The sequence below is a fragment of the Maribacter corallii genome (assembly GCF_047345415.1).
In the GTDB taxonomy this organism is placed as follows: domain Bacteria; phylum Bacteroidota; class Bacteroidia; order Flavobacteriales; family Flavobacteriaceae; genus Maribacter_C.
In genome coordinates this window covers 948,182-960,546 of the sequence record NZ_JBLFEP010000003.1, presented here as the reverse complement: position 1 = coordinate 960,546, position 12,365 = coordinate 948,182, and the positions used below count along the sequence as shown (strand labels likewise).

The following is a 12,365-nucleotide window of genomic DNA, read 5'->3' as shown; positions in this document are numbered from 1 at the left end:
TCTCTAGTTTTGTTAAAACATTAAACACTTTTGAAATGAAAAAAATTAAACTTTTAGTAGTGGCTCTATTTGCTTCAGTAGCGCTACAAGCACAGATCAATACACCGGCTCCGAGTCCTTCATCAAAATTGATGCAAACGGTAGGGCTGACGGATGTTACCGTTGACTATTCAAGACCTTCGATGCGTGGAAGAACTATTTTTGGCGATTTGGTTCCTTATGGGAAACTTTGGAGAACCGGTGCAAATGGCTATACCTTAGTAGGTTTTAGTAATGATGTAAACATCGGCGGAAAAGAGGTCAAGGCCGGTACGTATTCTGTTTTCACGAAACCTGGAGAAAAGTCTTGGGAGGTTTTCTTCTATACCGATACCCAAGGTGGTGGAACACCAAGGGATTGGGATGAAAGCAAAGTGGTTGCCAAAGTCGATGCTCCTGTAATTACCATGCCTATGGAAATGGCCGTGGAAACCTTTACGATTACCATAGATGATTTGACATCCAATTCGGCGAATCTTGGACTGCTATGGGAAAATGTATATGTGGCCGTTCCTTTTGAAGTACCTACGGATGCAGCGGTAGAAAAGAATATCGAAAGAGCTTTGGGAGGACCTTCTGCAGGCGATTATTATGCAGCTGCAGTGTATTATTCAAGCGAAGGAAAGGATATCAACAAGGCAAAGGAGTGGATGAACAAGGCAATGGCCATGACCGAAAAACCGGCTTTCTGGCAGTTGCGTCAGCAATCATTGATTCAAGCAAAGGCAGGAGATAAAAAAGGGGCTATAGAAACCGCCAAAAAGTCCTTGGCAGCTTCAAAAGAGGCAGGCAATGATGATTACGTCAAAATGAACACCGATTCGTTGAAAGAATGGGGAGCGATGTAATCGAATTACCAATAATGTCGTAAAATGAAAGTCCGCCCCTATGGCGGGCTTTTTTGTTTATGTTATATTTGAAGAAATCTCAAAATAATCCCCATGCTTCAGAAGTCGACTTTCCTTGTACTGCTTACACTACTTTTAATGTCCTGTAATATGGAACACGAACGACCCATATACAGTGCGGAAAAATGGATGAATCCAGAATGGGAGAATCCTGAGATTTTTCAAATCAATAGGGAAGAACCAACTGCCTCTTTTTACAGATATCGAAGCGAGGAAAATGCCTTGAAAAATGAAAGCTGGGAGAACTCAACCTTGTATCAGTCCCTAAATGGTACATGGGACTTTTACTTTGCCGAGAATCCTGAAGAACGCCCTGCGGATTTCTACTACGAGGGATTTGATACCAGGGGATGGGACAAAATTCCAGTACCGTCCAATTGGGAAATCGAAGGACATGGTATTCCCTTTTACACCAATGTGATTTATATGTTTCCTCCAAATCCGCCCTATATTCCTCATGAAATGAACAACGTAGGCAGCTATCAGCGCGAATTCGATATTGCCGAGGATTGGGATGGAAAAGAAATTTATGTACACTTTGAAGGGGTGAGTGGTGCGATGTACATCTGGATCAATGAAGAGCTAGTGGGATACAATGAAGGTAGCAAAACTCCCGCCGCCTTTAATATCACCGATCAGGTCAATATCGGTAAAAATAAGATTTCGGTGCAGGTGCTGCGGTGGTCCGATGCTAGCTATCTTGAAGACCAAGATTTTTGGAGGCTGAGCGGAATCGAACGGGATGTCTACCTCTATGCTACCAATAGTACAACGATACGGGATTTTAGGGTTACCGCTGATTTGGAAAACGATTATACCGACGGTATTTTTAATTTAGATGTGGAAGTTGCCAATGCGGATGCCTCCAAAGCTGATCTTCGAGTGCATATGCAACTTCTCGATGGCCGTAAGGAAATTTTGAACGAAACGAAAAAATTATCCGTTTCCAATAGTGAAGGCGTAATCAATTTCAATCATAACATTCCAAAGGTCAAGACCTGGAATGCCGAAAAACCACAACTCTATAGCCTTGTTTTGAGTTTGAAAGACGCCAATGGCAAGACCCTAGAGGCGACCAGTGTCAAGACTGGATTTCGAAAAGTGGAAATCAAGAATAATCAATTCTTGGTCAACGGAAAGGCAGTTACGATCAAAGGTGCGAATCTTCACGATCACGATGATAAAACAGGGCATGTTGTATCAGAAGAATTGACTTTGAAGGATATGAAGCTTATGAAGCAAAATAATCTTAATGCCATCAGGGCAAGTCACTACCCTAAGGACCCGCATTTTTATCGGATGTGCGATACCTACGGGTTCTATGTAGTGGACGAGGCGAATATTGAAATCCATGGAATGGGAGCTACCAACCAGGGCCTAGATGGCGACGAGGAAGCCATTGCGGTACACCCCGCCTATCGTCCTGAATGGAAGGCCATGCATTTAGACCGTACGATACGGATGTTCGAACGGGATAAGAACTTCACATCCATTGTCACCTGGTCGCTTGGGAACGAAGCCGGAAACGGTGAGAATTTTTATGCGACATATGATTGGCTAAAGTCACAAGACACCACTCGACCCGTACAATATGAAGGTGCGATCGCCTATGAGAATACAGACATACATGCGCCTATGTATATGCGTATTCCTGAAATGGAGGCCTACGCCAAAAACAAGCCCAAAAGGCCGCTGATCCAATGTGAGTACGCACACGCAATGGGAAACAGTGTAGGGAATTTACAGGATTACTGGGATGTTATCGAGAAGTATGACGTGTTACAAGGAGGCTTTATCTGGGATTGGGTGGATCAAGGACTATTGGCCCAAACAGAAGAAGGTGAGGCATATTGGGCTTATGGGGGAGACCTTGGTGGGGCTGATTTTCAAAATGACGCCAACTTCTGTCTAAACGGATTGGTAAATCCTGATCGAACGGCACATCCCTCCTTACATGAAGTCAAAAAAGTGTACCAGCACATCAAATTCAAGGGCCATGACCTTAGTGTCGGTGGAATTACCATTTCCAATGGATATGATTTCACCAATTTGGAAGAATTCGATTTCAGTTGGAGACTTCTAGAGGATGGCAAGGAAGTGGCCTCCGGAGTTTTACCAGTACTAAATGTAGCTCCGAGAACATCAAGGAATGTACTACTTGATTTGCCTGAATTGACCGATGAGAACAAAGAGTATCTTTTAAATGTATATGCCAAACTGCGAAGCGGGACCCCGCTAATTCCAAAAGACCATCTGTTGGCCTATGAACAATTTGAATTAACGGATTATCGGCCTGATGTGTTTTCTTTGGAGGATTCTGGCGCAGGTCTTACCATAACCCCTTCAGATGATAAGGTTATTATTTCGGGTACTGATTTTGAAGTCCAATTCAATACGGCCACAGGTGAAATGATCGGGCTTGATTATGGGAATGGAAATATGTTGCTCAATGGGCTCAAGGCCAATTTTTGGCGCGCCACGAACGACAATGACTTCGGCTACAATATGCCCAAACTACTGGCCCTGTGGAAAGAAGCGACCGATACACAGAAATTTATGGGCATGACGGTCAGTGGCGCCGATACGGAAGAAGTAATCGATGTATTGCAACTGGCTGAGAATCCATTTGCGGAAAACAGTGGGAAACTAATGGTGACGAGCAATTTTAGACTGCCGTCAGTAGAAGGAAACCTTGCAATCCGCTATGAGGTCAATGACAAGGGCGAGGTACGCGTGACCGTTAATCTTACGGACTTAGGCGATGATGTTCCGATTCTACCGCGATTTGGAACTAATTTTATCGTCAAGGATGAATACCAGCAAGTGACGTGGTACGGTAGAGGTCCTTACGAGAACTATTGGGATAGAAAAACGGCGACTTTGGTTGGCAATTATACCGCTACTGTTTCCGAATTATACTACCCCTATATTCGCCCTCAGGAAAACGGCAATCGAACTGACATCCGAAACCTGAGGTTTGTTAATGGAGCCGGTTCGGGAATTGAAATTTTCGGCCCTGAGTTGTTGAACTTTAGCGCCCATCATCAATACAATGCAGATTTCGATCCGGGAACCGAAAAACAACAACGGCATACCTTTGATATCGTAAAGCGTGATTTGGTCAATATCAATATCGATTACCGGCAAATGGGTGTAGGGGGCGACAATAGTTGGGGTAACCTTCCGCTAGAAAAGTATCAAATTCAACCGGGCAACTTGAGTTACAGCTACGTCATTCGTCCTGTACGTTCACATGTCGACCCATCACCGTCGCTTTAGTTTTGAATTACCCAGAGTACTGCCTCCCATACATCGGTAGGTAGACCGCTTTTGGTTTGTAGATCGATGAGGTCTTCCGGCCTTGCGCTGAATAAAGCAATTGCGGTCGCACTCTTTTCATTTTCAGTGGTTTTAAGCGCGTTGATCAATTTGTTCAAGGAACCGTTCTCGAGCTTTTTGGCGGCCAAAATTCCAAAGAGGTGATCCATACTGTTTTTGTCTAGGTCTTTCTCCGTTCGGTTTACTATGGCGGTCAAAAGCGTTTTGCTATCGTCCAAGTTTCCTATTTTTTCCATCGCTAGGGCCATCAGGTAGTCCTGCGAACGTTCATCGGGATCATAGGGTTTCCCTACACCGATATTTTCGGGCCATTCCTTACTTTTCTTGAGTACTTCGAGTGCTTTTGCGTTTTTATTTTTTTGCAAGTAGGACAAGGCCACTGCCTCATGGGCGCGTTCATAGATTTCCCTGCTCTCACTTGCATGTTCAAACGGAAGCACTTGTATTTTTCGAAGGATCTGCACCACTTTTTGATAACTGCCGGTATATAGTAGCGATTTGGCGTGTGCCAAACCGATATTATAGTTATCCGGAAATTTGCGGAAGGCTTTTGAACTCAATTTCACAGCTTCCTCATAGTGCCCATGCGATAAATAGAACTGAATGAACTCCTCGTTGACTTTCCAATCCGAGGGATTCAATTCAAATGCTTTTTTATAATCCGCAAGTCGTTGTTCGACCGGAGCTTTTTTTTCTACTTGGGCTCGAAAACGATAAAAAATGTCCGAATCAGGTTCGTTGGCGCAGTTCGCCAAAAGTTTTTTGGCTTCTTCCTTGTTGTTGACCACCAAATAATTTTGGGCTAGGTAGTACTTCAACTTCCAATGGTCGTTTTGTGTCAATGCCCATGTCAACATAGGAATCGTTTCCCTGCGGTAAGGAAAGACCAAATCTATGTTTTCGTTGACCATTCTGTTCAGTATCTCTTTACTTTTTTCCGTATTCGAATCTCTTTGTAAATAGGCGATCCACAATCCATTCTTCACGGCTTTTGGACCTTCGAGTAAGGTCACCAGCGCACGATCTTCAAAGCCCAGTTCACTATAACGAAGGGCGAGGTTTAAGACCGTCTCTGCGGGCAATTCATTTTCGATTGCGGGCAGGTCAGATGTGTTATCGGCACCTAGGTTGGTGGCGTGATTCAATTCATGTTTGGCCAGAAACTGCAAGGGATTGATGTTGAGTATTCCTTCCGCGTACTCCTTCACCGCGTCTGTATCGCCCTGACTTTTTGCGGTCAGTAAGAGTACTTCCCTGGCATTTAGATTGTTCAAATTGAACGTCAAGGCCTTGGCCGCATAGGTCTTTGCTTTGGCGTAGTTTTTGGTTTTAAGATGAATTTCTGCCATTTGCGCATAGGAAACAGAGCGATATTTGATATCACGGGCGGCCCAACCGAATGATTCCAATGCATTTAATGAATCGTTTAGTGCGCGATAGGTGATTCCGGCGAGATAGTTCGCTTTGGAATTGTAGGTGTCCATTTTCAAGACGGTATTAATGAGCTCCAAAGCACCGTCATAATTGGTACGTCGATATTCCAGTTCAGCCAATCCTAAAATTCCCGAACGGTGTGAGGGATCCAATTTCACCAGCTTTGATAGTTCATTGTGAGCGAGGTCGTATTCTCTATATTCCAAAGCTTCCATCCCGGATTGATAATGTTCTTCCGTTTTAGAGACCTGAAGATCTTTATCGGGGTAAAACGGCCTTTTGATTTGTTTGTCCTCCGGATCGTTCGAGTATTCTAGTTCAGTGCCAGAAACGGAAATCACTATTTTATCGGAAGGTGCGGCCGTAACTTTCGTAGAAAAGACCTCCATAGGGTGTAGATCAAGTTTTTCCGAAAAGCTGTTTTTACCATTTACGGTGACCTGTAATTCTTGATTCAATTGTTGCAGGGCATTTAGTCCGATGTATACCGATTCGTTTTCATACTCCACATTGAGCACACCATGGGTTGAGGCATCCTCCATACCCCCGATTTCTTTGTATGGAAACCATATTTCAGACCAAGTGTCCATAACGTAGGGATCGAAGCCCACTTGACTGATCGGATTTACCGCACCCGGGAAATACTGGTCAAAAAGTCGTCCGGCTTGAAATTCGATATACTGCCCATCGGTATCGGTTAAAAGGTCTTCCCAAATACCCCCGGAACGCGAAAGCGCCCAGAGCCAGAGCTTCTGACCGGGCATTTCCTCATAGGGTGCCCATTGACCATAACCAAAATTTCTGTCGTGATAATAGCCTCCGAAAAAGTCATTGTATTCGCCGACGATATGATATGATTTGGCAGGACCGAAGGTATTGTTCTTGTACAGCGCCAAATTCCGTCCTTTGTCATCGATAGGCCATGGATGCGGATCACCGTTGTGTTCTACATAGGCATTGCCCGGGATAAAGAATTCAAGATCATTCGTGGCCACAGCCGCAGCGGTCATCCAATTGTAGTATGATTCCGTTAGGGGAGAGGCATTGTACCAAGAAGCATTGGTCTCAAAGTACGCTTTGTCTTTTTCCAAACGGATTTCCACCATCCACTTCGTATTTGAGGGCAGGTCATCGTTCCCTACAAAGCAGCTTACACTGCCATCGCCATTTGTTCGTACCTCATAATCAACGGGAGTTGCCGTAGAGGGGTGATGCCCGATGATTCCGAAATTGAACTCGATACCTCCCGAGGTCCAGGGGCCGCGCATAGCGATATTGCGAAACTTGATCACCTTGTTCTTATACAAAAACTCTTCTCCCGTGCTCTTGTCTATTGCCCCCCAAACCTTACCTCCGATTTCGGGAAGTACCCAAAGTTTGATATAATCGTTCTCGAGGGTAACTACCTTCCAGTCTTTTTTGATGGGGGAGTGGGCGTATCCCTCATATTTAAAATACGGTGGGATTTTTGGGTTTTCCGCCACAATAGGAACGGGGTTGGGGGTATGGAAATCATAGGTGTCAAGTGACACGGTTTCCGCTACAATACTAGCATTGTTTTGCCCATAAGCTTTGCAAACAACTAGTAATGCAAAGCTGACGATAAGTCGTATAGTGTTCATGGTTTGGATTTTATCTTGGGTTTACGCTGTACGATTCTACAGGCCCATTATTTTTCACGAATAAGATGATTTTATCGTTGTTCTTGTTTTTGACGATCGTAATATCCCGAACTTCTCCAGCTACATGTAAACCGCTGTTACTATTTTCCACGGTTTGAAACCCACCTTTACCATCACCTAAGAGTAGGGTGCCCTTATTGGCATCATATCTACCATATTTCACTCGGGTACCGAAAAAATTACCGCCGAGTAGTACATCTAGATGACCATCGGTATTGATGTCTTCAGCTAAAATGCCAAAAATAGGGGAGAACTGTGCTTGCTTTGGCAGCGGGGTAAGTTTGAAAGTAGCATTCCCCATGTTTTCCAAATAACTACTTGAAAACTGTGAGGCTTTAAATACAGTGGCATCGGATAGTTGTGCGGGAGTAAGAATATCGGTGATTTTTTCATCTGCATAGTTCGCGTAACTGGTGTACCTTGCTTTCAGTCCGTTCAATTGCCCAACAAGGTCATCCTTCGAAAATACAGGATAGCTTTCTCCCATGATATAAGCGCATAAAATGGGATCTAGGGAGCCGTTGGCATCGAAATCCTTGACATATAATTCTACAGGTTGCTCTGCCGAAGCCTTTAATTGGGAATTCAGTCCAAAATTGCCCAAGATATAATCCATATCTCCATCATTATCAAAATCACCTGATGTAATGGCATTCCACCAACCCTGGGAATCGGTCGTGCCGGTGTCTTGGGTAACCTCCGTAAGGGAACCCTCCGAATTTTTAAAGAATCGAATGGGCATCCATTCGCCAACAAGTATAAGGTCATCCGTGTCATCACCATCGAAATCGGTCCACAGGGCATCCGTAACCATACCCGGATGTACAAGTGCTTCACTAACGGTTGCCGTGACGTCACTAAAGTTCCCTTGCCCATCATTTTCGAGTATATAACTTCTCGGCGCATTCGGATAGCTGCCGGGTACTAGTCGACCGCCCACAAAAAGGTCGAGATCTCCGTCATTATCGAAATCGGATGCTGTGACACATGAGCCACTGGTCAACATCTCGGGAAGTGCCCCTTCTTTTTTTGAAAACTTTCCTCGTTGGTTAAAATATAGCCGGTCTTGTAATTCGAGAGCACCTTTTTCGAAGTCGGCACCACCACTAACGACATAGAGATCTAGATCTTGATCCCCGTCCGCATCGAAAAAGAGGGCATCCATATCTTCCGATAAACCATCCTCGTCCAAAAAAGTACGGTTTTCCAAGAACTCACCGTGACTGTTTTGAAGGAATAGACTTCCGGTCGAGTTTTTGGCTCCTCCTATGAATACGTCCTCCAGACCATCAGTATTGATATCGCCTTTGGCTATTTTTGGACCTTGGGTCGATAATTTGTGCGGCAAGAGCTGTTCGCGTTTAAAGTCTATAAAGTTGTTTTCTTGATGTAGGTAGCTGATTAGCGAGTCTTTGGGAATCGATTCAAAAAAGGGATTTTTAATTTGATTTGTGTTTGGATTGGTTGTCGGGAGTTCGGCGTTTGTTTCTTCTGCCACGATGACTTGATTGGCAGCGACATCCGTCAATCGTTGTATGGCCGAGCTCGGCCAGATTATTTTGAGCTCATCTACCCGTTGCGATTGCCCCAGGCCAAAAAGAAGATTAACATCGACTGAGGATTGATACCCTCTGGTAGGCTGCACTTCTTGAACTTGAAGGGTATCACCGATTTTGACTTCGACCCGAACACCAATACCAAAGGAATTAAGACCTTTGCCTTTAAGCTTGATTTTCAGATAGTTGTTGTTAAAAAATGTCTCACTGTTATTTCTATAGATAAAGGCTTCCTCTGCGATGTTATTTACTACAAGATCTAAATCCCCATCATTATCCAGATCGGCATAGGCAGCTCCATTGGATAGCGATTTTTGATCGATACCCCATTCAGAATTCACTTTTTTGAAGTGTAATGCCCCTGTATTATGGTACATATAATTCTCCTCAACGGTCGAAGGAATTTCTTCGAGAAGTTCCATGATGGCGGTTCGTTTTCCTGTTTTGTTTTCCTCCAATTTTGCCTGAACTGCATAATTGATGAAATCCATATTGGTATAATCCCGTTTGTAGCCGTTGGTGATAAAAAGGTCTTTGTTCCCATCGTTATCAAAATCGGCGAGTAGGGAGCTCCAACTCCAATCCGTATTTGAAATACCGGCAAATTGACCTATTTCGGAAAACGATTCGCCCCCGTTGTTGAGATGGAGCATATTCCGCATGGTCTGGTTATAAAAGCCTGAATTGACCAAAAGTTGGTATTTGTCATAGTTGTCGGGTCCGGAGACCATTTTTTGACGTTGGTTTCCCTCTGGGAGCATATCCAGTGTCATGATGTCGGTAAAGCCGTCATTATTGATATCGGCAATATCTGACCCCATGGAAAAAAGGGAAGTGTGGCCTATAAATTGTTCGAGGCTTTCCTTAAAGCTACCATCTCCCTTATTGATATAGAGGTAGTCTTGTTCATTGTAGTCGTTGGATACGTAGATATCTGGCCAACCATCTTGATTTAGATCGGAAATGGCGATTCCCAGCCCGAAACCGAGAACGTTGGACACCAATCCTGCTTCTTCACTGACTTCTTTGAATTTTCCATTATCATTGCGATAGAGTTTGTCCGAATAAGCCGCGTTCTTTTTATTTTTTAAGGATGCAGTGATCTGTCCGAAACCTGCATATTCTTGTGTAGAATGATTGAGGACATACAAATCGAGGTCCCCATCCTTATCATAATCGAAAAAGGCACTTTGAGTCGAATAGCCGGAGTCGGCGATCCCATATTCCTGGGCTTTTTCAGTAAAGGATATTTGACCTGTGTCCGCTGAAAGGCCATTATTGATGAAGAGGAGATTTTTTCGTTTGTTCGGGTCTTTCGCCGCTGAACGGCAAACATAGATATCCAAAAAGCCATCAGCATTGACATCGGCCATAGTAGTACCGGTATTCCACAGTCCTTCGGCAAATACGCCGGCTTCTTTTGCAATTTCATCGAACTCTAGATTACCTTGGTTCAGGTACAAATGACTTCCGACCATATTACCGGTAAAGTAGATATCGGGTAAACCATCATTATTGATGTCACCTACAGAAACGCCTCCACCGTTGTAGAGATATCCATATTCCAACACGTTGAATTCTTTGGTTTCTTTGAGAATGTTTTTGAATTGTATTCCGGTTTGGTTGGAGGGGAGCAGCGTAAACAAGGTTTTCTTATCATCCTTGGTACACGAGAACGCAACGGACAATAGCAACAAAAAGGTAAAAATTTTGGGAATAGCTAATTTCATAAAAGCGGTTCACTTTAATTTCTGAACGATCATATTAAGGAAATAAAAAAGCACCAATAAGAAAGTATTGGTGCTTTTATCTTTGTTAAGTAGGAATCTTATTTCTTATCCCACCATAACTTGGTATTGTTTTTGTCTCCTCCTGAGAGCAAACCGATACCAGCCTGAACGGCTTCACCATTGGTATCAAATTCACTTTGAACATAAACCATTCTTCTCATGATTTCATCAACGCCAACATCAGGATTCTGCGACTCCAATCGGGCGTATTGTCTTGGGTATCCCGTTCTACGGAGTTCTGCCCATGCTTCCCAGCCATTTGGATATATCGCTAGCCATTTTTGTGTAATGATCTGCTCCAATTGCGTTTCAGTGTCACCACCAAAGGCTACGGGAATATCAGTAACAGCGGCAGCTCCTGCTTCGAAAGGAATAGGCGTATTCGTACTCGCGATATACGCGTCAATAGAGGCACCATCGGCCCCCGTTTTTTGCATCATGGAAGCTCGGATGCCATCCTCATAGAGGCTTTGAGCCGTACCTCCCATATTCCAATTGAACAAGGCACCTTCTGCTCTCAAGAAATACATCTCGGCAGCGTTCATGAGTTCGATCGGGGGGTTGATTCCTCCTTTAGCCACATCGATAAATTTGGTAGCCAAATCGGAATGTCCGGCATTTTTGCTTGTTTCCAAATTTACTCGTGGTTGTCCGTTTAGAAGACCTTCGTATGGGCTTCCATCTCCGTCCGTATCTCCATCAACTGCAGGAGCAAAATATTCTGGCATTCGTGGATCTTCATAACCCTCCAAAATACTTTCCATGGTAGCACTCATTCTGAATTCGCCCCAATCGGTGATCGTCTCTAAAGGATTTCTGTTTTGCTCGTCTGTAGAAACGAAGGCATTATCCGCATTATCCGTAATCACTCCGCCAGCAACTGCTTTTTCAGCTTCCGTCTGCGCACGTCCGGGATCTACATATCGAATGCGCATGGCGAGTCGCAAACGCAAACTGTTGGCGAATTTCAACCATTGCGAAGCATTTCCGGCGTAAATACGATCTCCACCACCAAATGAACTTCCTCCTCCTGAAAGCTGGGCAGTCGCTTCATCAAGTGTAGTGAAGAAATCCTCATAAATCGACTGTTGGGAATCATAAGCGACGGACAGTTCAGCATTACCGAATTGCGAATAGGGGATTGCACCCCAATAATCAGTAATTCTATGGTAGGCATGAACCCGAAGGACTTTCGCCATACCATTACCCACGGTATTTCCGGTAGACTCCGTTAAATCCTCAACCAGTTTGATTTGAGGTGCCGCCTGTCCGTAAAAGGAACCCCAAGCCAAATCGGCCCAACGTCCTACTTGTACGTAGCGGTCTGAATCAAATCCCGCCGCGGTAGTCGCATAATACTGCGCCCAAATATCCGAAAAGAGATTTTGGGAAATTTGAAAGCGCCAATGCAAGCCATTGACCGAAACATACTGTGCTTGGGCAAAAGCTTGCCCTTGTAATACCTGACTATCCTCCAGCGCATTGATATCCAATGCCAAGGGATCGGTATTTAGCTCATCGAAATTTTCGGTACAGCCTGAAAAGGCCATCACACAGGCCATTCCGAGCCCGATTTTACTTAAAACTTTTTTCATAATTTTTTCTTTTAAAGGTACA

Annotated in this window: 5 protein-coding genes; 2 read left to right on the top strand and 3 right to left on the bottom strand. The window is 44.2% G+C overall.

Going from position 1 to position 12,365, the window contains the following annotated elements:
* Nucleotides 1-35 precede the first annotated feature (35 nt).
* Together ACKWCA_RS14140 and lacZ are read left to right on the top strand one after the other, a co-directional pair.
* The gene (locus ACKWCA_RS14140) at nt 36-887 is read left to right on the top strand and encodes a DUF2911 domain-containing protein (RefSeq protein ID WP_413978861.1); all 852 of its coding nucleotides are present in this window, start codon (nt 36-38) and stop codon (nt 885-887) included.
* A gap of 150 nt (nt 888-1,037) precedes the next feature.
* Nucleotides 1,038-4,226 carry a beta-galactosidase, LacZ type gene (lacZ, locus tag ACKWCA_RS14135; RefSeq protein WP_413978860.1) on the top strand — a complete coding sequence of 1,063 codons (3,189 nt, stop codon included), beginning with the start codon at nt 1,038-1,040 and terminating at the stop codon, nt 4,224-4,226.
* On the opposite strand, the gene ACKWCA_RS14130 is transcribed toward lacZ, so the two are convergent.
* The 3 genes from ACKWCA_RS14130 to ACKWCA_RS14120 form a co-directional block, all read right to left on the bottom strand.
* Nucleotides 4,223-7,342 carry a DUF5107 domain-containing protein gene (locus ACKWCA_RS14130; RefSeq protein WP_413978859.1) on the bottom strand — a complete coding sequence of 1,040 codons (3,120 nt, stop codon included), beginning with the start codon at nt 7,340-7,342 and terminating at the stop codon, nt 4,223-4,225. The genes lacZ and ACKWCA_RS14130 overlap by 4 nt on opposite strands.
* Before the next feature lie 10 nt (nt 7,343-7,352).
* Complete coding sequence (locus ACKWCA_RS14125) at nt 7,353-10,688, bottom strand: VCBS repeat-containing protein (protein WP_413978858.1); 3,336 nt, start codon at nt 10,686-10,688, stop codon at nt 7,353-7,355.
* A 98-nt stretch (nt 10,689-10,786) separates the two neighbouring features.
* Entirely contained in the window at nt 10,787-12,343 is a 1,557-nt protein-coding gene (locus tag ACKWCA_RS14120) for a SusD/RagB family nutrient-binding outer membrane lipoprotein (protein ID WP_413978857.1), read from the bottom strand.
* Nucleotides 12,344-12,365 lie beyond the last annotated feature (22 nt).